This window comes from Candidatus Centipeda massiliensis (assembly GCF_900290285.1).
Classification (GTDB): domain Bacteria; phylum Bacillota; class Negativicutes; order Selenomonadales; family Selenomonadaceae; genus Centipeda; species Centipeda massiliensis.
Map to the genome: position 1 here is coordinate 630,075 of NZ_LT985754.1, position 20,810 is coordinate 650,884.

General features: G+C 54.9%; 21 protein-coding genes. 3 read left to right on the forward strand and 18 right to left on the reverse strand.

Annotated features, from left to right (window positions below):
* Window position 1: 1 nt before the first annotated feature.
* The 4 genes from C8273_RS02980 to C8273_RS02995 form a co-directional block, all read right to left on the reverse strand.
* Window positions 2-772, reverse strand: a complete 771-nt coding sequence (locus C8273_RS02980; protein ID WP_106626325.1) for an ABC transporter ATP-binding protein — start codon at window positions 770-772, stop codon at window positions 2-4.
* Window positions 772-1,722, reverse strand: a complete 951-nt coding sequence (locus C8273_RS02985) for a branched-chain amino acid ABC transporter permease (protein WP_106626326.1) — start codon at window positions 1,720-1,722, stop codon at window positions 772-774. Before C8273_RS02985 ends, C8273_RS02980 begins: the two co-directional genes overlap by 1 nt.
* A gap of 12 nt (window positions 1,723-1,734) precedes the next feature.
* On the reverse strand, window positions 1,735-2,619 hold the full coding sequence (locus C8273_RS02990; RefSeq protein ID WP_106626327.1) for a branched-chain amino acid ABC transporter permease: 885 nt from the start codon (window positions 2,617-2,619) through the stop codon (window positions 1,735-1,737).
* Between the two features lie 69 nt (window positions 2,620-2,688).
* The gene (locus C8273_RS02995; RefSeq protein WP_106626328.1) at window positions 2,689-3,861 is read right to left on the reverse strand and encodes an ABC transporter substrate-binding protein; all 1,173 of its coding nucleotides are present in this window, start codon (window positions 3,859-3,861) and stop codon (window positions 2,689-2,691) included.
* A gap of 144 nt (window positions 3,862-4,005) precedes the next feature.
* Between C8273_RS02995 and C8273_RS03000 the strand changes: the two genes are divergently transcribed.
* The 3 genes from C8273_RS03000 to C8273_RS03010 are packed head-to-tail and all read left to right on the forward strand — an operon-like array spanning window position 4,006 to window position 6,181.
* Window positions 4,006-5,265 (forward strand): diaminopimelate decarboxylase family protein, encoded by a 1,260-nt coding sequence (locus tag C8273_RS03000; RefSeq protein WP_106626329.1) that lies wholly within the window; start codon window positions 4,006-4,008, stop codon window positions 5,263-5,265.
* Between the two features lie 54 nt (window positions 5,266-5,319).
* On the forward strand, window positions 5,320-5,952 hold the full coding sequence (locus tag C8273_RS03005; protein ID WP_106626330.1) for a RelA/SpoT domain-containing protein: 633 nt from the start codon (window positions 5,320-5,322) through the stop codon (window positions 5,950-5,952).
* On the forward strand, window positions 5,924-6,181 hold the full coding sequence (locus C8273_RS03010; RefSeq protein WP_106626331.1) for a DUF6718 family protein: 258 nt from the start codon (window positions 5,924-5,926) through the stop codon (window positions 6,179-6,181). The genes C8273_RS03005 and C8273_RS03010 overlap by 29 nt, the downstream gene beginning before the upstream one ends.
* 115 nt (window positions 6,182-6,296) lie before the next feature.
* Here C8273_RS03010 and C8273_RS12995 read toward each other — a convergent pair whose 3' ends face one another.
* From C8273_RS12995 to C8273_RS03075, 14 genes are all read right to left on the reverse strand, one after another.
* Complete coding sequence (locus C8273_RS12995; RefSeq protein WP_234343814.1) at window positions 6,297-6,845, reverse strand: transposase; 549 nt, start codon at window positions 6,843-6,845, stop codon at window positions 6,297-6,299.
* Between the two features lies 1 nt (window position 6,846).
* The gene (locus C8273_RS13000; RefSeq protein WP_234343817.1) at window positions 6,847-7,530 is read right to left on the reverse strand and encodes an IS110 family RNA-guided transposase; all 684 of its coding nucleotides are present in this window, start codon (window positions 7,528-7,530) and stop codon (window positions 6,847-6,849) included.
* A 394-nt stretch (window positions 7,531-7,924) separates the two neighbouring features.
* Window positions 7,925-8,494, reverse strand: a complete 570-nt coding sequence (locus tag C8273_RS03020) for a lipid-binding SYLF domain-containing protein (protein WP_106626332.1) — start codon at window positions 8,492-8,494, stop codon at window positions 7,925-7,927.
* A 174-nt stretch (window positions 8,495-8,668) separates the two neighbouring features.
* Window positions 8,669-10,060 (reverse strand): GntP family permease, encoded by a 1,392-nt coding sequence (locus tag C8273_RS03025; RefSeq protein ID WP_106626333.1) that lies wholly within the window; start codon window positions 10,058-10,060, stop codon window positions 8,669-8,671.
* A 151-nt stretch (window positions 10,061-10,211) separates the two neighbouring features.
* The gene (locus C8273_RS03030) at window positions 10,212-10,448 is read right to left on the reverse strand and encodes a glutaredoxin family protein (protein ID WP_106626334.1); all 237 of its coding nucleotides are present in this window, start codon (window positions 10,446-10,448) and stop codon (window positions 10,212-10,214) included.
* A 12-nt stretch (window positions 10,449-10,460) separates the two neighbouring features.
* A complete protein-coding gene (locus C8273_RS03035; RefSeq protein WP_106626335.1) occupies window positions 10,461-10,691 on the reverse strand; it encodes a glutaredoxin family protein in 231 nt (76 codons plus the stop codon).
* Window positions 10,692-10,992: 301 nt separating this feature from the next.
* Window positions 10,993-11,925, reverse strand: a complete 933-nt coding sequence (locus tag C8273_RS03040) for an NAD(P)/FAD-dependent oxidoreductase (RefSeq protein WP_106626336.1) — start codon at window positions 11,923-11,925, stop codon at window positions 10,993-10,995.
* A gap of 272 nt (window positions 11,926-12,197) precedes the next feature.
* Window positions 12,198-16,988 (reverse strand): TonB-dependent receptor plug domain-containing protein, encoded by a 4,791-nt coding sequence (locus C8273_RS03045; protein WP_106626337.1) that lies wholly within the window; start codon window positions 16,986-16,988, stop codon window positions 12,198-12,200.
* A gap of 301 nt (window positions 16,989-17,289) precedes the next feature.
* Window positions 17,290-17,691, reverse strand: a complete 402-nt coding sequence (tsaA, locus tag C8273_RS03050; RefSeq protein WP_106626338.1) for a tRNA (N6-threonylcarbamoyladenosine(37)-N6)-methyltransferase TrmO — start codon at window positions 17,689-17,691, stop codon at window positions 17,290-17,292.
* Window positions 17,692-17,933: 242 nt separating this feature from the next.
* Window positions 17,934-18,890 carry an asparaginase gene (locus tag C8273_RS03055; RefSeq protein ID WP_106626339.1) on the reverse strand — a complete coding sequence of 319 codons (957 nt, stop codon included), beginning with the start codon at window positions 18,888-18,890 and terminating at the stop codon, window positions 17,934-17,936.
* Window positions 18,891-19,075: 185 nt separating this feature from the next.
* On the reverse strand, window positions 19,076-19,420 hold the full coding sequence (locus C8273_RS03060; protein WP_106626340.1) for a nitrous oxide-stimulated promoter family protein: 345 nt from the start codon (window positions 19,418-19,420) through the stop codon (window positions 19,076-19,078).
* Window positions 19,421-19,536: 116 nt separating this feature from the next.
* Window positions 19,537-19,836 carry a DUF2442 domain-containing protein gene (locus tag C8273_RS03065; RefSeq protein ID WP_106626341.1) on the reverse strand — a complete coding sequence of 100 codons (300 nt, stop codon included), beginning with the start codon at window positions 19,834-19,836 and terminating at the stop codon, window positions 19,537-19,539.
* A 10-nt stretch (window positions 19,837-19,846) separates the two neighbouring features.
* Window positions 19,847-20,092: a DUF4160 domain-containing protein gene (locus C8273_RS03070; RefSeq protein ID WP_234343819.1), complete on the reverse strand. Its 246-nt coding sequence runs from the start codon at window positions 20,090-20,092 to the stop codon at window positions 19,847-19,849.
* 76 nt (window positions 20,093-20,168) lie between these two features.
* Window positions 20,169-20,726, reverse strand: a complete 558-nt coding sequence (locus C8273_RS03075; protein ID WP_106626343.1) for a flavodoxin family protein — start codon at window positions 20,724-20,726, stop codon at window positions 20,169-20,171.
* Window positions 20,727-20,810: the final 84 nt, after the last annotated feature.

The window sequence follows — 20,810 nt, forward strand, 5'->3', positions numbered from 1 at the left end:
CTTATTCCTCCGCCCCCAGATATGCACGGATGACCTCGGGATTCGAGCGAATCTCCGCAGGGGTTCCATTTGCGATGATCGCCCCGTACTCAAGCACGTAGATGCGTTCACATATCCCCATGACGAGTGACATATCGTGCTCGATGAGGAGGATCGTGATGCCGAACTCCTTCTTGACCCAGCGGATCATCTCCATCAGTTCGAGTGTCTCCTGCGGGTTCATGCCCGCCGCCGGCTCATCGAGGAGCAGCAGGGAGGGCTGCGCCGCAAGCGCGCGCGCGATCTCCAGCCGCCGCTGCGCACCGTACGGCAGATTTTTTGCCTTCTCCTCTGCCGTGTCCGCAAGATGGAAGATTTCGAGGAGACGGTACGCCTCCTCCTCAAGTCTTTTCTCCTCCGACCAGTAGCGTCCGAGGCGCAGAACGGACTCCACGAGGCCGTAGTTCATGTGGCAGTGGTAGGCGATCTTTACGTTGTCGAGGACGCTCAGCTCGCCAAAGAGGCGAATGTTCTGGAATGTGCGCGCAATGCCGCGCTCCGTGATCTGGTACGGCGCGAGTCCGACAATGCTCTTGCCCTTGAATGTGATCTCGCCCGTGCTCGGCTGGTAGACACCCGTAAAGAGGTTGAATGCCGTCGTCTTGCCCGCACCGTTCGGCCCAATCAGCCCCAGTAATTCTCCATTTTTGATGTGGACATTGAAGTCCACAATCGCCTTGAGTCCGCCAAAGACCATGGAGACATCCGATGCGGTCAGCAGATCCTTTGCCATTATGCCTCGCCTCCCTTCTTAAAGAAGCGGCGGAGCGGCTGCATCGCCGTGACTTCGATATAGCCGAAGAGACCCTGCGGACGGTAGAACATGAGCAGGATGAGGGCGAGCGCATAGATGATCATGCGCGCGTTCGGGAAGCTTGCAAGCGCCGCCGAGAGGAAGGTCACGACGAGTGCGCCTGCAATCGAGCCGGTCATTGAGCCAAGACCGCCCATGACCACCATGATGAGGATGTTGAACGACTGCATGAACGTGAACGAGGCGGGGCTGAGGATGTACATATTGTGTCCGAAGAGCACGCCCGCAATGCCGGCGAAAAAGGCACCGATGGTAAAGGCAAGCACCTTGTACTTCGTCGTATTGACGCCCATCGACTCCGCTGCAATCTCGTTCTCGCGGATGGCGAGGCAGGCGCGTCCATGGCGCGAGTTCACAAAATTTTTGATGATAAAGAGAGTGGCAAGCATCAGGAAGAACACCCACGTAAAGTCCGTGTGATGGGCAATCCCCTTGAAGCCCGCCGCGCCGCCGACGTAGGGAACGTTGATGATCACAATGCGGACGATTTCGCCAAGGCCGAGCGTCGCAATGGCGAGGTAGTCGCCGCGCAGACGCAGGGTCGGCAGGCCGATGAGCGTGCCGAGAAGTCCTGCCGTGAGACCGCCGGCAAGGATCGCGAGGGGGAAGGGAACCTCAAAATTCGTCGTGAGCACAACACCGACGTATGCGCCGACTGCCATAAATCCGGCGTGCCCGAGCGAGAACTGCCCCGTATATCCGTTGATCAGGTTGAGACTCGCTGCAAGGATGATGTTCAGCCCCGCGAAGATGAGGTTGAGCTGCCAGAATGCACTGAGCATGCCCGCACTCGTCAGTCCCATGATAATGCCGTAGATCACGAGGGCAAGGACGAGCATTTTACAATCGTTTTTCTGCAATATGTTCATGAACAGCCCTCCTTACACTTTTTCCTTGACGTTCTTGCCGAAGATTCCCGCAGGCCTTACGAGGAGTACGAGAATCAGGATGGCAAAGGCCGCCGCATCGCGGAACATCGAAAAGCCAAAGCCCGAGATAAACGCCTCGACAATGCCGAGGACAAGCCCGCCGACGACCGCGCCCGGCAGAATGCCGATGCCGCCGAATACGGCTGCAACGAATGCCTTGATGCCGGGCATAAGCCCCATGAGGGGGTCGATTGAGTTGTAGTAGATGCCGATGAGCACGCCCGCGACCGCCGCGAGTGCCGAGCCGATGGCGAACGTGATCGAGATGATGCGGTTCGCGTTGATGCCCATGAGCTGCGCCGCCTCCGTATCGTACGATGCGGCGCGCATCGCCTTGCCGATCTTTGTGCTGCGCACAATGTAGGTCAGAATCAGCATCAGTACAAACGTCACGCCCATGATCAGGAGCTGCTGCCCGCTGATGATGAGCCCCGCGAACTCCCACGAGATATCACTGATTGTTGTGGGGAAGGTGCGCGGCGTGGGGGAGACAATCGCCATCATCACGTATTCGAGCAGGAACGACACGCCGATTGCTGTGATGAGGACGGAGATGCGCGGCGCATGGCGCAGCGGGCGGTAGGCGAGGCGTTCGACAATGACGCCGAGGAGCGACGTGACCGCCATTGAGATGAGGATTGCCGGTACGATGGGAATGCCGAGCGTGATGGCATAGAATCCAAGATAGGCACCAACCATGTAGATATCGCCGTGCGCAAAGTTGATGAGCTTGATGATGCCGTAGATCATCGTATAGCCAAGAGCGATGAGCGCGTAGATACTGCCGAGCGAAATGCCGTTGATGAGCTGTTGGAGTATCTCCTGCATAAACTCCATAGAATGACCTCCTGATATGATGAAAAAGAGCCGCAGAACTGCGGCTCTTTGTGTGCGACAGCCGAATCATTACATGCTCGGCATAATCTTTGCGACGACAACGCGGTCGCCGTCTTTGTTCTCGAGAATGACCGCCTGCTTGATCGGGTTGTGCTGCGCATCCATCGTGATCGTACCCGTGCCGACGACGAGATCCTTCGTCTCCTCGATTGCCTTGCGCAGTGCCTCGGGATCATCGGAACCCGCGCGCTTCAGCGCATCCACGAGCAGCTTGCCCGCATCGTAGCCAAGTGCGGCAAAGACGTTCGGCGCGTGGTTATACTCCTTCTGGAATGCGTCGATAAAGGGGCGTACGGACTCATCTTTGTCGGAGTAGTGCGTGCTGAAATACGTATTGTTCAGCGCTGCCGTACCGGCAAGCTCCGCGACCTTCGGATCATCCCAGCCGTCCGTACCGATGATGGGGGCGGTGATGCCGATCTCGCGTGCCTGCTTGACAATCTTGCCGACTTCCTCATAGTAGGCGGGGACGAAGATGACATCCGCATTTGCTGCACGCAGACGCGTCAGCGTCGCCTTGAAGTCCTGATCCTTGCCCAGGAACGCCTCGGTCATGAGACCCTGACCGCCGCCCGCCGTGAAGACCTTCTGGAAGACCTCGGCGAGGCTCTTGGAGTAATCCGTCGCGTTGTCGATGTAGATGACAGCCGTCTTCGCCTTCAGCGTTTCGAGCGCGAACTTCGCCATGACATCGCCCTGCTGCGGGTCGATGAAGCAGCTGCGGAAAATCCACGGCTTCACCTTGCCGCCCTCCACCGTAACATCAACCGCCGTTGCGTCCGGTGCAATGATGGGCACCTTGTTATCCGTGGCGACCTGCGACTCTGCAATGACGTTGCCCGTCGTCGCAGGTCCAACAATCGCGCGGACGTGATCGTCAGAGATCAGCTTCGTTGCCGCGTTGATCGACTCCGCCGCCTCGGACTTGTTGTCCGCCTCGACAAGCACGATCTTCTTGCCGCCCACGCCGCCCGCATCGTTTGCTTCCTTGATTGCGAGCTTCAGCCCCTCCAGCGTCGATGTGCCGTAGTTTGCCGTGTTGCCCGTCATCTCGAAGTTCGCGCCGATGCGGATCTCATCGGACTTCGCCGCATTGCCGCCGCAGCCCGCAAGCGCCGTGCCGAGCAGTGCCGTACAGGCAAATGCGACCGCGAGACGCAGGGTTTTTCCTCCCAATATCATGAATATACCCCCTTAATCAGTTCCCTATATAGAAAAAAGATAGCCCTCATTATAGGGGAGAGAAGGATTTTCGTCAAGGTATACATTGTTGACAGGAAGAAATTTTCGTTGTTATAATGGGGAAACTTACAGAGGGAGGATACCATGAACGAAAAGAACTTTCCGCTTACGCAGGAAGAGACGCTGCGCCTGATCGAGCGCTACCCGACACCATTTCACCTCTATGATGAGGCGACGATCCGCGCGAATTTCCGCCGCCTGTGCGATGCCTTTGCGTGGGCGCCGCATTTCCGCGAGCACTTCGCCGTGAAGGCACTGCCGAATCCGCGCATCGTTCAGCTCCTCCACGAGGAGGGGGCGGGTACGGACTGCAGCAGCATTGCCGAACTCATCATCTCTGAGGCGGCGGGCGTTACAGGCGAAGAGATCATGCTCACCTCAAACGACACGCCGTACGACGAGTTTCAGAAGGCAATCGCGCTCGGTGCCATCATCAACCTCGACGACATTAGTCATCTGGATTACATGGTGCAGCACGCGGGGGTGCCCGAACTGCTGAGTTTTCGCTACAATCCCGGCGACCTCATCGAGGGCAACGATATCATCGGTAAGCCGATGGAGGCAAAATACGGACTCATGCGAGAACAGCTCTTTGAGGGCTATCGGCGCGCACAGGAGCTGGGCATGAAGCGCTTTGGACTGCATACGATGGTGATTTCCGCCGAACTGCGCACCGAGGCATTTCTCCTCACCGCGCGCATCATGTTCGAGCTGGCGGCGGAGCTTCAGGAGCGGCTCGGCATCCACATCGAGTTCATCAATCTCGGCGGCGGATTCGGCATCCCATACCGTCCCGAGGAGAGTCCTGTCGACTATGCAGCCGTCGGTGCCGGTATTGCGCGGCTCTATAGCGAGATCATGGTGCCTGCGGGGCTCGGCGATGTCGGCATCCGCACCGAAAGCGGGCGCGCCATGACGGGCGACGCGGGCTGGCTCGTCTCCACCGTTCTTCACGAGAAGGATACGTATAAGCATTACATTGGTCTTGACTCCTGCATGGCGAATCTCATGCGCCCTGCACTCTATGGTGCATATCATCACATCACCGTGCTCGGCAAGGAGACCGCGCCCGCCGATCACGTTTATGACATCACCGGCTCGCTGTGTGAGAACAACGACAAGTTCGCCATCGACCGCGCCCTGCCGAAGATCGACATCGGCGACATCGTCATCATCCACGATACGGGCGCGCACGGCAGCGCTATGGGCTTCAACTACAACGGCAAACTCTGGTGCGCCGAGCTCCTTCGCCGCATGGACGGCAGCATCGAACTCATCCGCCGCGCCCAGACGCTTGACGACTACTTTGCAACGCTAAAGTATGAAGGCTCACTGATGAAATAGAATAGTACCTTCCTGTGTTTTATGATATAGTAATAGAAGAGCAGGAGGCTATTGATGGCAGAGGATCGTGCTTGTTCTATATCCCGTGCCTTGCTTGTCGATCTGTCATGTGTTTCTGGACTGGGCTGCAGTTTGAGAAATGTGTTGTCACATATTGATCGGGACGTTCTTTTTGCAGATGTCAGGCGGGTACGACGATTCTATCGCGAGAGGATTCCTCTTTTGGAGAAAGCAGGACTGCACTATCGGATCAAATCGCTGGATTCTATATTACTCAAGTATGACCGGTATTATCCGCATTTTACAGTTGAGCGCACCTATAACGATATCCTCGGTTTTCGTGTTCTATGCGCTGATTATGCACAGGTGGACGAACTGCGCGCTGTGTATCCGCAGGAGTTCAAACGCTGCTCTGATATGCGCAATGGAAAGAAATACGATGATGGCTATCGCGGTGTACACCTGTATTTTCAAGTCGATCACTTTCATTATCCCATCGAGTTCCAATACAACACTGCCTTTGATCGTCAATTCAATGATTGGCTACATTGTCATCTATATAAACGCGTTGCAATGCCAGCAGCAATCGGCAGCGTCTTGCGAAAATGGTATGAACAGGGTAAAATCAGAAATGAAGATGCGTTTAGGAGGGAACTGTATGCCTTACATCCTGGCGAAACATCGTGATATACGCGGCTCTATTGCGATCGAAATGGAGGCGGGGAGTCGCCTGAATGGACTCGACGAATACCTCACCGAAACTGTCCTGGGGACGGGGACGCAGATTGTTCTGCTCAGTCACCCCGATTCCTATCAAGAGTACGCGCCCTGCGAGATTCTGACCTCGGAGGAAGAGTTTATTCGTCGGGTACTGCGTATGGGCATGCCTGATCGTATGAACCGCAAATCAGCATAAAGAAAGCTCCGCCTACACATCGGCGGAGCTTTCTTTATGCTGATTTTGTTATGAAAAGTTTATACAAGAATAAAAAAGCGCAAAAGTCCCCCATAGCTATCTTGAATGAAAAAAATTATGCAATAGCAACATCCTCTGCGGCATGAGGAAGCCAACCAAGTTTTGTTAATTGTTTGAGATGGTGAGTAATCTTCTTATCGCGGTTGAACTGCGTGTAAAAATCTTCTCCTAGATCAATAAAGGTCTTGCCACTCTTTAGAATATGATAAATCGCAATGAGCATACTATGTGCAACAGCGACTGTAGCTCTGTTGGCACCTCTGCGTACAACCAACCGTTGGTATTGTGCACGAAAATAAGACTTGCAGCGTGATGCTGCCTTAGCACACTGCACGAGCGTCGTTCGAAGTGTTTGGTTTCCCTTTACAACACGGCACCTTCGCCTTTTTTGGGCGCTTTCGTTATTTCCGGGGGCAAGCCCCGCCCAACTAGAGAAATGCTTGTCTGTGGCAAAACGACTCATATCAAGGCCCGTCTCAATGATGATTGTCTCTGCACTACGCTTACCAATGCCCGGTAGTTCGTCTAATTTTTCTATGGCTTCTTGATACGGTTGCAGATAACGGCTTAACATGTCATCCATTTCGCCAATCCGCTGACTCATATCATACATCGATATGATCCACAACTCTTCGAATGAGCTCCTTTTGCAACGGTGTGAGGAATCCGTTCATGGCTTTTAGGATCGCATCCACTTTCCTGACAAGTTTACCGTGAATCATCCCCTCAACACATTCTCGAGTCAATGGTTCATCGCTTTCAAGCATGGATTGGAGTAATTTACGAGCGCTACGTCCATTGATATTGGAGACGACATTGGACAACTTTACGTTACCCCCCTCGAGCATTTTCTGCAATCGGTTGAGTTCACGTGCTCGTTCCCGTACAAGACTGATACGGTATCTAGAGAGTTCTCTGAGCTCACGTTGCTCACGATTCGGGATATAGCTCGCCTTGATTAGTCCATGCCTGAGTAGATCAGCGATCCATTCAGCATCGCCAATGTCGGTTTTTCGTCCTGGCACATTTTTGATGTCACGAGCGTTCGCAACGATAGCGTCGAGCCCAGATAGTTCAAAAATGTTGTAAAGCGGCTTCCAATAGGAACCGGTACTTTCCATAGCGATGATCTGACATTTGCGCTGCTGCAGCCACTTGGTTAGTTCACGAATCTCGTCATTGTTGCTGTCGAAGGTCCTGATTTCCTGTTTATTGCCGCATTTCAAGCAGCAAACCAGAACCCTCTTGTGTACATCAATCCCACAACAACGTTCGTACAATACTTCCATGATTGACACCTCCATGCTAGATTTGTACGACGTGGCCTCTCTATAACAACTCATTTTGTTATACGTCCTTTCGAGCGGCTGCTCTGGACAAAGTGTGGTACAAATAAGAGGCCAGACCAGTTTGTATCACGGGCTCTAGGCTCAAAAAAGAACCGGTCTTATACCGTCTATTCAATTATAGCATACGGATTGCCGCTATGAATCTAAACTTTTCATTTATGATGGTGCCCTTAGGCATGTAAGTTTGTATNAGACCAGTTTGTATCACGGGCTCTAGGCTCAAAAAAGAACCGGTCTTATACCGTCTATTCAATTATAGCATACGGATTGCCGCTATGAATCTAAACTTTTCATTTATGATGGTGCCCTTAGGCATGTAAGTTTGTATCAACTCTTACGAATTGAGTTTTCGGTTTGGATAGATGCTGAGTCCTTTGATCGCAGCACCGACCGCAAGCCCCTTCGTTGTTACCTGATAGACCCAAGTGTCCTTGCCGATGATATCTGCGCCCTCGATCGAGCCGCCCGCATAGCCGTCCGTCGCGGAGGCCTCTGCCTCACCGCCGACCTTGAACTTGCCCGAGATAAACGAGTCCCATGCACGCTCCGAGCCGAAGATGAAAATGAGATCGTACTCCTTCACACCAAGACCGATGCCAAGCTGATACGCCTCCATCTTCATATAGACGCGCGCGCCCGTCGCCTTGTTCACGGCAAGGCCACGGCCGTGCGCCCCGCCGAGGAGTCCCAGCTGTGAGCCCGTTGCACTGATCGTCGCGTAGCCGTAGCAGTTCTTGAGCACCTCGTGTGCATTCGGTGTGAGCGCATAGAGATGGTCGAGCGCCTGCACTTGGAGCTGATTGATCTCCGCACGCTGCTGATTTGCACTTTTGGCGAACGCCGTGACAGAGAGCGCGAGGAGCAGAGTGAGCGTGAGGATAATCAGACGTGATGGGATTTTCATTGTGACCTCCTTGCTGCATTGTGACAGAAAATGGGGGATTCAACGGCTTCTTTCATTTATTGTACTGTCTTTTGCCGCAGGTGGCAAGAGAAGATAGATTGGAATATGGGAAGACTCGCATAAGAAAAGGAGCATTGCGCCGCGCAATGCTCCTTTGTGCATATCCTGATGCCCTTAACCCAGCACCATGCTCAGCAGAGCGATCTCAACAATCGCTGCAATACCGAGGACAAGTGTGCCCATCGTCTGGACGCGGTAGCCCTGATCCGGCGTGAGTCCGCTGAACTCCGAAACCACCCAGAAATACGAATCGTTCGCGTGCGAAACGGTCATTGCGCCCGCACCGATCGCCATACAGGCGAGCGTCGCCTGGATCGGCGTATCAAAGCCGAGTACCGTGAGCAGCGGCGCAATGATGCCCGCCGTCGTAATCATGGCAACGGTCGAGGATCCCTGCGCCGTCTTCAGGACGGCAGAGAGCAGGAACGGGAAGAAAATTCCGAGCCCGCCGAACACATCCGCGTGTGCCGAAATGTAACGTACCATGTCGGAAACGGCAATCACCTTGCCGAGCACGCCGCCTGCCGCCGTGATGAAGAGAATGGGGCCGACCGTCATCAGGCTTGAATTGCAGATCTCGTAGAACTCATGCGAGCGGTTGACTGAGAAGAGCTGCAGGGTTGCCAGTACCATGCCGACACCGAGTGCGATGATCGGCGTACCGAAGAAGCGCAGCAGCTCCGGTACGAAGCCCGTCAGACCAAGCATCACAATCACCGAGGAGATCGCCATGAGGGAGATCGGCACGATGATCGGAGCGAGCGTGCTGAACCCCGAGGGCAGCTTGCCGTAGGATGCAATGAGATCCTTGTAGACCCGCGCAATGTCATCGGGATCGACCTCATCCTTGGACTGCACCCGTTTTCCAATCCAGCGCGCAAAGAAATAGCCGGCGATCAGCGGGAAGATCGAGCAGAGCAGACCAAGACCGATGACCTGCAGCAGATAGTCGCCGATGCCGAGCGTGCTCGCCGCCGCAATCGGTCCCGGTGTCGGCGGGATGAAGACGTGCGAGATGAATAGTCCCGAACTCAGTGCGAATGTCATGGAAACGGCAGAGACTGCAGTGCGGCGCACAAGTGCCTTGCGGATCGGATCGAGAATGACAAAGCCCGAGTCGCAGAAGACGGGGATCGAGACGACCCAGCCCATCAGCTGAACCGCGAGGACGGGATTGTCCTTGCCTACGAGGCGGATCATCATATCCGCAAGCTTTAATGCGCCACCCGTCTTTTCGAGTACCGTGCCGATCATCGCACCGAGGATGATGACGATACCGATGCTCGTAAACGTCCCCGAGAATCCCTGCCCGACGACCGTTGCAAGCCCATGCTGCACCGTACCGTCGGCAAGTTTGTGATCTACGAGCGGAATGCCCGCGAGTAGACCCAGACCGAGCGCGACCAGCATGATCGAAATGAACGGATGAATGCGCAGCTTTGAGATCATGACGATCATGATGACAATCGCCACCCAAAAGGCGAAAATAAGCGGTAATCCTGTCATATCAGAACCTCCTTGCATCGGGGCACCGTGACTTTCCTGTGCCCACACAGATGAAACGTCCCTGCATACCTATTTTAATCCGATTCAAAATATTTGGCAAGCGGTAACATGAAAAACGGACGCAAAAATTTGCGTCCGCTCGGATTTTTTGTTATGCCGTGATCCCGAGAATCTTGTCGAGCTTCTCACGGTCATAGCTGACGGCGAAGTCCACGCCGTCAGCCGTCGTGACGGGGACGATTGTGTCACCCGAGAGGCGGCGGCACTCCTCACGCGCCGCCTCGTCATGCTCAATGTTGTATTCCTCGTAGGGAATGCCGCGATACTTGAGGTATTTTTTTACCTTGACGCACCACGGACAGACCGTGATGGAGTAGACCTTTACCATAGCAGTCTCCCCTTACGCACCGAGATGGCGGTCGATGGCGGGCTGATCGAAGCCGCGCACATATTCGCCGTTCTCGAAAAGAATGACAGGGCACGCGCCCTCGCCCGTAAGCTTTATGAGATCATCGTAGGCGGCAGGCTCCTTCTCAATATCGCGCACCGTGTACGCCACACCCTTCTTGTCGAGATACTTCTTTGCCTTTGTGCACCACGGGCACGCGTCGAACGAAAAAACCTGAATCATGGGAATGTCCTCCTTATCGTTTGTATCGAATAGTTCGCTACTTCTGAACGCCCCTATCGGCTCACTGCGTTCGCCACTTACTGACCTGTCCGAGAAGCAAGCCCGAAGGGCGCAGCTGAGCGGGTAACAGGTCGTATGGGAAAACCTCCCAAGAACACAAGCCGAAAGGCGAAGTGTGATTGGAAGAGGTTGACCGCTCCCCCGTAGCGACGGGGGAAGCTAATATGACGTTTTCAAAAGCCTCCCCTGCCACAGCGGGGGAGGGGGACCATGCGCAGCATGGTGGAAGGGGCGCCCCTCATTACTTCTTCAATCCTGCCAGATACTTCTCCGCATGGAGCGCGGCGGTCGTGCCGTCGGCAGCGGCGGTCGTCAGCTGGTGAATCTCCTTGACGCGAATGTCGCCCGCGACAAAGACGCCCGGGATCTCCGTGCGGCAGTTCTCATCCGCAGCGATGTAGCCCGTCTCCGTGAGCTTCAGCTGCCCAACGAACAAATCTGTATTCGGGAGAACACCGATGTTGACGAAGATGCAGTCCACGGGCAGCGTCTCCTTTTTGCCCGTGTCCTTGTGCAGGAGATCGACGGACGTGAGGCGATCTTCGCCATTCAGATGTGAGATCTCCGTTTCGAGCATCACCGTCACCTTTGGATTGGCGTAGAGCGCATCCTGTGAGGTCTTATCCGCGCGCAGCTGCGAGCGGTGTATGAGGTAGAGATGCGAGGCGTACTTCGTGAGGAAGTTCGCCGCATCGACCGCCGCATTGCCGCCGCCCATGACCGAGATCACCTTATCCTGGTATGTATGTCCGTCGCACAGCTCGCAGTAGTGTACGCCGCGATTGAAGTAGTGCGGCTCCTGCGGCAGGGGCAGCTTACGGCGGTTCATGCCGGACGCAATGATGATAACGGGCGTTTCGTAGATGTACGTCTCCGTCTCGACGATCTTCGGCGTGCTCCGGAGGTCGACGCGCTCGATGCGGTCGAACTCGTCAATCTCCGCACCGAAATTCGTCGCCTGCTTTTCGAGCGTCCCGATCAGCTCCATCCCGCTCACGCGTTCGAAGCCCGGATAGTTCTCGATGTCCGCCGCCGTCGCGATCTGCCCGCCGACGAGCGAGTTCTCGAGCACGAGCGTGCGCAGGTTCATGCGCCCTGCGTAGAGTGCGGCAGTCAGTCCCGCCATGCCTGCGCCGATGATCACAATGTCCTTTTGAATATGTTCCTTTGCCATAGATTCATCTCCTTTGAGTAATTTTGACTTTTTGATTATTATAGCATGTCTGTCAAGATATGACTATGATAAAAGACACAAAAATAGCCCACACTCCACTGCGGACTATCTTTGCTGTGTATTATATTTTAGGAGAGCTTTGGAAACATCCGAAGACATTCCCTAACGAAAGCCTGAATAAAATATAGCACATGAGAGAATGAAAATCAATAGGTTTTTGAGAAAAATTTTCAACGAAATGTGGAGTGCGGAAAATTTTTCTTAGCGCCTCCTCAGAAACGGTAGGTGAGCCGCATACTTGCGTAGTTGCCAAGCGTGAAGCGTTCGCTCCCGTACAGCGTGTCGCGTACATTGATCCCCTTTGCGTCGAAGGTGTAGAACAGCTCGACGAGAAGGTTCTGCACAGGCACATAGCCCGCGCCGACGCTGAAGCTGCGGATTCCGTCGAGGTAGCGGTCAGGGAGGTAGTTCGTGCCGTTGCCGCCGAAGAACGAGCCGTGCTCGAAATGCTTGTAGTCGGCAAAGACATTCCAGCTGCCCTTCACATCCATGTCACTCTTGCCGATGTCAAAGCGCATCGTCCAGAAATGCGGCGTGCCGCCGTCTGCATGTCCTTTGAGACTGAACTGATCGGTTCCCGATTTGTGTTCGTAGATCGTGTGACCGTTCATGTGCCGCGCGTAATCTGTGCGGTTCTGTCCGTAGTCGATCGAAACAGCGGCATTGCTGCCGATCTTCCAGCGTGCGCCGACACCGATGACGCTCGCAAGCTTGTCGAACGCATAGGAGTCGTTGCTTGCACCGTTGGCGTAGTCTGCGTGGAATGTTCGGTTGCCGGTTGAGCCGAGATACCAGAGGGAGAGACCGACATTGGGCGTGAGTGCGTGCTTCGCCTGCACAAAGAACGCTCTTTCGAGGGCAGGGATGCGGTCGCTTGAGAGAACGGTTCCCACCGCGCGGATCGGTGTGCCCGTGTATTTTGTGAGGGCGTCGCGGGGCAGGGCGCTTGCGTACTCCGTCCAGTACAGGCGCTTGCCGATTGCATTGAAATACGACGTGATGGACTTCGGGTAGTTATGTGTACCCGGGAGCGCATCGTCCGTTGTTTCGTCGACAAAGTTGTCGTTGAACAGCGCGTTATATACATCGTTCTCAGATGTGGTAAGCGTGATATTTGTCGCGCCGGCGCCGGCGTTCGCCTTGGCGATGTTTTCATACATCGTCATGACCTTCGCCTTATTTGCTTCCCACCACTTCTGCAGTGCCGCAGAGCCGTCTCCATCAAGGACGCCCGGATAGTCCGCCATCGTCATGTAGAAGTTTTCCCTGTCCTCCGGATGGTCGGATCCCCAGACGAGCGTGTCAAAGGAGCCGATGGTTCCTGTCTGAAGCGTGTTGCTCGCATCGAGGTACTGATAGTTGACAGCAGCGGGGGCGTTCATTTGCATACGCTCGGCATCGTCCTGCTCGTTCTTTCGCAGCAGAGCATCGCCGTATGCGGCAGTCGCGATGTCGTACATCCGCTTCACGATGGCTGCCTGCTCCGCGACGCTTGCACCTCGCTCCTTTGCCGCCGTCAGCTGCTGATAGAAGTTCATCTTGTCATTCGCATCTGCAACGGGGGCGGGGGTATCAAATGTGCCTCCATATGGGGAGCGGTTCAGTCCGATGAACTCATCGATGGTCGGCGGACGGTAGAAAACCGTATGGGTCGCGTGTGTATAGGCAGAGTCCGATATACCCGTGCTCTGCTTGAACGTACCGTAGCCGAGGCGCACCTGCGTGCGGGCGTTTGTCCATGCGGCGCGGATACCGTCAAAGTCCTTGCCGAAGTAGTAGCCCGTGATGCCCATGCGCTCCTGCAGACGCCCGAGGGAGATGTCAAATGCGCCATTATGATAGGTCACGTCCAGATTGTTGATGCGCAGGTTGTTCAGACCGCGGGACTGCGCAGTGGTAGTCCTTGTTTCGACGCCGTCCTTGCCGGAGGCGGAGGCGAGCAAGGAGGCGTTCAGATGGTCGTTTAGACGTGCGTCCACACCGAGGCGCAGACGCTGCGCGAAGCCATGATCGTCGCTGTCCCGCATATTTCGCTCGGCAGAGCCGACCGAGGAATCGTCCGTCATCTTGATGGGCGGGCGGTTCGTGCCACCGTGTGCATCCCATTCCATTGCATAGTCGCCGAGGAAACGAACGCCCTGCGCTTTCTCTGTGTCAAAGATGGGGCTGAGGAATGCGTCGATCGAGTTCTTCGCATAGCTGCCGATGGACTGTGCGAAGAAGTTCGTTGCCGTTTCCGCATTGCGTGCTGCACGCGCCGCCTTTTCCTCCTCCGTGAGGGGTGCCTTCGGCTGTGTGTTGCTGTCGGGACCGAACTTGAGATTCACGCCGAGTCGGTAGACGCGCGCCTGCGTCGCACGGTCGTCGTCGCGATGGTTGAAGATGTTGTCGACGCCGATGTACGCCATTGCATCCTCGCCGAACTTCTGCTGCAGCATGAGGTTCCATATACCGAACGTCTTGTGCTGATAGCGTCGTGCGCCGGCCTGCGCATACTTGTTTTCAAAGATGTAGCCGCCCTGCATGTCGCTGTCCATCGTCATGTAGTTCGCGCCGCCCGTGACAGAGTTGCTGTCGAGCATCCGGATGTAGTAGTCGCCCCAGAGAGAGGCGCGGAAGCCGCTTGCCTTGTTCTCGTAGTCGACACCGATGTCGACCTTGTGCTTCGGCTTGTCGAGGAGCTGGCGCGGCATGTTCGGATCACTCTTGTTGATCGCATGGAGATAGGTGTAACCAAACTTGCCCGACCAATGTTTGTCGAATCTCTGCTTGACCTCCATCTCAAGTCCCGTGATCTCGGCCTTGCCGATGTTTTTAAAGCTGTAGAGCATATCGGGCGGGTAGCCAAGCTTCTCCGCTGTCTTGAGATTCGGGTGGAAGTCGATGTTGTAGCCCGTGTAGTAGGTCGTCATGTAGTTGCGGATGGTGTTGCGGAAGAGGTTCAGCCGCATGGTGGTCTTCTTCGTTTCGCCCTCGATGCCAACGTCGAAGTTGACGGACTTTTCGGGCTTCAGGTTTGGATTACCTGTCCAGTACCAGCCGAGACGTGCGCGGTCCTGGTCGACGGGGCTGCCGCCGTACATCTCCCAGTTGTAGTAGAGTTCGCCCATGCCGGGTTCTGCATAGCCTGTGCCGAGATTTGTCTTGAAGCGCAGGTGAGGATTGCCCTTGATGATGTTGTGCGTCAGACCAAGATTCGCCGTCACATGCGTGCCGAAGAGGCTGCTGTGGTCGAGGCGCAGGACGGGAGAGAAGATCGTATCGTTATCCATCATCCATGTGTCGCCGACCACAAAATGATACTTGTTGATCGTCGCCTCGCCAACGATGACCTGATTCTTCAGAGAGTCCTGAATCTCACGGAAGAGCTTACCGTTCAGCGTATAGTTAAAAATCTTATTGGGATCGCTGTAATAGGAAAGCCCATCAAAGTCACGGTTCCACCCGATGAGATTGTCCGCATTCTCGGTGCCGACCTTGCTGTTGAACGCGTCATATCGTGCCCGTGCCCCATCGGCATCGATGGCGTCCAGGGTCGAGTAGAAGTTTTTTGCACCGTTGTTGGAATACCGCAGATAGTCCTCGTAGGTGAACTCAGGTCGATACGAATTGGGATCGCCGCTGTTATAGCCATAGAGTTCGTTGTCCATATCCCAGCGCAGTCCGCGCTCTGCGTCAGGCAGCAGTTTATGTGCGTGGATAAAGGAGGCTACGTCCCCCTTTTTTAGCCCATAATCCTTTGCATCGCGTTGTACGACAAGGAGGCTTTTGTCGTAATCCCACGGGTCGATCTTGCGCAGATAAGTCTTCGGAGCACTCTTGAGACGGCTGCCAGAACCGTGTTCGCGAGCATAGCCCATGCCGTAGGTAAGAAGATGCTTATCATTCAGCTGGGTGTTGAACGTCGCATCAATATTGGTCTGCGCATGATCCACATTGTCGATGTAGTTCAGCATGTTCTTCCCCGTATAGGAAGAACGACCATAGTTGCTCGTCAGTGTGAGATCGTCCTCAAGGAGGCGCGTGTGGTTGATCTCGATGTTCCAGTCCGTGTCCTTGTTGCGTCCGTTCCAGCCGACGTTGTACGTATTGCGCCCCGACTTGCGGCTATAGTGCTGCTGTGGCTCCATTATGGAATCTGTGCGCTTGACGAAGCGGTTCAGATCCTCTGTATAGCGTTCCAGACGGAAGTTGAAGGTATTGTCCTTATTTGCCTCGTAGCTGCCAATCAATCCAAGATTCGATGCCTCGCCGTAGTAGCGTAGGCTGTTGTCCTCGAAATCCGTCACGTAGCTGCCAAGACCGGTCACAATGCGCGCCTCGTCCGCATAGACGGGCATGATGTCGCGCTTGCTCCCGTAGATGCCGAGCTGTACTTTGCCCATAGAACCAGAGTCGGCGCGCAGGAACATATTGCGGTAGGGGAACAGCTCGTCCTTCTCTGCCGTTCTTCCCTCTGCATTGAACTGAACCGAGGGCTGATCCCCTGCCTTCTTTGTGATGATGTTGACCACGCCGCCGATCGCGTCCGAGCCGTACTTTGCACTAGATGCACCCTGAATGATCTCGATGCGCTCGACATTCTCCGTGCCGAGGCGCATGACCTCGTCCGCTGCGCCGTAATACTTTGCAAAATCTCCCATGACGGGTTGCCCATCTACGAGAATCAGTGTATGACGTGCTTCCGCACCGCGAATCGAAACGCCGACGCGCCCCATCGCATCCACCGTGCGCGAGACGCCCGTCTCGCTGAAGATGATGTCCTCGACGGACTTCGCCTGCTTCTTCTCGATGTCCTCCTTTGTGATGATCGTCTTCTGTTGGGACTCGTACTTTGCCTCTTCCTGTGCAGCATCCACCTCCACGTGAATGTCCGCAGTAGAAACTTTGCCTCCTCCCTGTGTCCCATCATCTGCCCACCCCGTATAGGCGGGCAGGGTGAGTCCTGCCAAAATCGCGTAGGTGAGCATACGCAGCGAGCGCTTACGCTGTTTCCTCGTCATGAGATCCTCCTTAATACAATGACTGATGTGCTCCGATCCCTCGGAACAGCTTCCTGTTTCCATTCATACGTATCAGCTGAAGATTTTTGTGAATCATACAACTTTAAACATATAATGAAAATAATTATCGCATTGGCGTGCGTAAGGGTATTATAATGGCGAACGGGATTCATTACAAGTCTTTTTCGTGAATAATTAAAAAAAATATTTTCTAGTGAATAAAAGTGAATAATGTTCATAATAAAAGAACTGCTGCATGAAGGATGTTCGATCTTCATGCAGCAGCTCTATGCTACGAGGGCTATGGGAGGATGATGCTGTCCATTTTGGTATATGGCTTGATGTCGATGATGGCGCTGCCGTCGAGGGCATCGAGTCCCTTCACGCGGAGGATGTTTCCCTCGCGTGCGATGAGTTCGGCGATGCAGAGGGAGAGGGGGTTCGGCCGGCCGGGCGAGCGGCTGGCGAATACGCCGTGAAGCTCCCTTGCGGCGGGTGGGATGGTCTTGAGGATGTCGCGTTTGGCCAAATGTGCCCAGTAGAGTACGATGAGGTATTTGTTCTGCTCGATTTTGAGCAGCCCGTCCGAGAAGTCCGGATGAATCGCAATCTCCGAGATCTCTTCGCTCATGCGTCCTTGCCGAGGGATGTCCGTGAGGTTTTTGTAGGCGTTATGAACAACGCCAATTTCTTGAAGCTGCATTGTATCCTCTTCCTAATTAGAAAATGGAGCTACATCTCTGTAGCCCCATTTCTGCTCTGAGAATAGGCAGGGTGACATTCCTGCATCTCCTACTCAGGTCTTCTGACCATCCGGTGACGGCTGCCCGTTCCGTCCTCTGGTTCTCATTTCTTGTGTCCAGTATAAAGCATTTTGTTTATTTCGTCAAATGCTTTAAGGTGCCTTTTTGAATATTACTTCCTGCGTAATATAGGCAAGCGGCTTCATCTCTGTTCACCAGAGTTTTTCTCAAGTGATTTCACCGTTTCTCCCTCGGGCGTCTCTGCAAGCAGCTGCATCAGGCGGGGGTAGAGTGCCTCGATGGGGCGCGTACCGCCGGAGAGGGCGCCAAGCTCCGCCGCGCGGATGCCCACCTCGTAGTGCGAGAGATCCGCACCGTCATAGATGCACTGTGTCGTGAGGACGACGGTGCAGGCGCGTGTCTTTGCGCGGTCGAGTGAGGGCAGAAAGCTCTCCTCCGCGTCGTCGCCGGGAACACTGCCGCATCCGTATCCCTCAAGGATGATGCCGCGATAGCCGGAGGCGATGTGCGCATCGATGGTGATGGGCTTCATGCCGGGGTAGAGGCGGATAACGGCAACGCGTTCGTCGAGTGCGTCATGCAGTCGGAATGGGGCATCCTGCGCGGCGGGCGGTGCGGCGAGGTCAATCTCCGCGCGCCCGATGCTGCGAAAGGCATCATCCGCAAGCGAATACAGCTTCTTTACTGCGTTGCCATGAATGAGCCGTCCGCCGAACGCGAGACAGACCCCATGCAAGCTGCTGCACGCCGCTTTGTATGCGAGGCGGAGGTTCTTCTCCGCATCCGAGCCGTCCCTGCCGAGGGGACGCTGCGAGCCCGTGAGGACGACGGGGCGGTCGATGTTTTCAAGCATGTAGTAGAGTGCGGCGGCGGTGTATGCCATTGTGTCCGTGCCGTGGGTGATGATAAAGCCGTCATAGTCCGTGCGGCAGTCTGCAGCTTTGCGTGCGATCATCTGCCAGTGGGAGGGGGCGATGTTGGTGGAGTCGAGTGCGAGGAGGTCGATGACCTCGATGGCGGCGTCCACGGCGCCGATGGCGGCGCGCACATCTTCGCCGGAGAGGGCGGGGCGCAGACCATGCGCCGTTTCCCGTGAGGCAATCGTGCCGCCCGTGGCGATGAGGAGTATGTTTTTCATGGGCGCTGTCCTTTCTTTTCGCGTCGGCGTGCGCAAGGAGTCGCTGATAAAATGAAGTCCGTCAGATTGGTGCAGAATTTTTGTCCTGCCAAGGAAACAAACCGGACGCATAGCCGCTGTGCTATGTGGAGGATTTGTTGACACAGGCAGGGCGAAAAGGATGCGCCAAGATGGCGGTGCTGAATTTATCCGCGACTCCTTAGGTCAATCCAGATATGATGCAGGGTCATGATGGGGCGATGGAGGAGCATCCGAGGTCCGCTGTAGCGCATGACCGTGCGAATCTGCTCCCGCATATCACGGCTGTAGCAGTGGACGGGGCAGGCGGAGCAGAAGGATTTGACCTCCATGCGCGGGCAGCGGATGATGCGGTCGCGTGCGTAGGCGAGGAGACGGCGGCAGTCGGGGCAGAGTGCAGGTGCGCCGTCCCGCTCGGCGGTGCGGTGTGCATGCCCCTGTCCGCGACAGTAGATGGCGATCATTTCCGACATCACGTCGGCTTCGAGGGCGCGTTTCTTTTCGGTGTCCATGTGAATTCCTTTGAAAATTATTTTTGAAAATCGACACAAAGCTTGTCCATATTTGTATCTTCTTTGAGCGTTGGGGTGGCAGCAATCCACGCAGCTTCCGTGATGCCTTTTTTGTTTCAGCATTTGGTACGTGTGTGATAGGGATAACTTTCCTTATAAACTGCCTCCGGTGCAATATCAATCGCACCGTTTTCCCATGTGAGGATACCATGCTCCAAGCGTGCTGTATCAAATACGCTGCGCTTTGACAGTGACTGGAAGGCGGGGTAGTGAAGGAGACATGAGGCGTCGAAGATACGCTCTTCGCCCGTAGAGAATGTGACGATCATATAGAGGTCATCAATGATACGAAAATCAGTAATGGTGATATCTTCGTGCGGTTCTGAAGCGTAGGCAATACCGTCAAGAATATACATCATCCATCTCCTATCTGAGCGGTTCGATCTTATCAAAGTGCATGCCACGCACGGCATTATTCCATGCGGCATAGAGTTCATCCTCGTGGATGTAGAGCCATGCTGTGAGGATTTTCAGTTGCTTATCCGGCAGCTTTCCGGCAAGGAGTTCTCCGTCGATGGCGACAGAAGCCTTGAAATCACCGTAAAATACATGCACGTGTGGCTTGTGATGTCGGTCATTATCGAGAAAGATCATCTTTATGATCATCCCCATAAAACGGCTGAGTTCAGGCATAAGTTACTCCTTTCTGTCCCTCCGTATACAACGGCACTGTCCGCCTGCATAAGAATTAGCTGCGAGCGCTTTTCTTTTCCTCCTGCGCACGGCGGAATTTTTCGAGCAGATCCATTTTGTGCTCCATTTTGTGGACGAATTCGCGTGCGGCGGCGCGATCCTCCTCGTTGGGGTGCTCGGCGGCACGCACCCAGCGTTCCTGTGCCTCAGGGCTGTTGTGTGTATCGTCGGGGTCGGATTTCTTGCGGCGGGCGATGAGCGCGGGGGCGAGTTTGCCCTGTGCGGAGAAGGTGCCGAGAACTTCAATGTTCTCTCCGAGCAGGTAGGCAGAACGCGCGAACGAGGTGACGGCGTGCTCCGAGCCGACGTCTGCGCCGTGCGTCTGAAAGAGAACGACACTCGCATCCCTGACCTTCGGCAGATATGCCTTCATGAGATCGTCGGGACCGCCGCGCCGCAGCCAGTATCCAAGTGCAACGACATCGTATGCGGAGAGATCCGCCGGTGCGTCCTGCACACGGAAGATGTCCGCGCCCGCTGTGCCCGCAATTTCCTCGGCGATTGCCTTTGTGTTGCCCGTGGTGGATGAATAGATGACAGCCCATTTCCTCATGGTTATGAATACTCCTTTACTTTTTCTGTGGCTTTGCTACAATACATTACAGCATATTTTTGGATCGTATGCAAGAAGATTGAT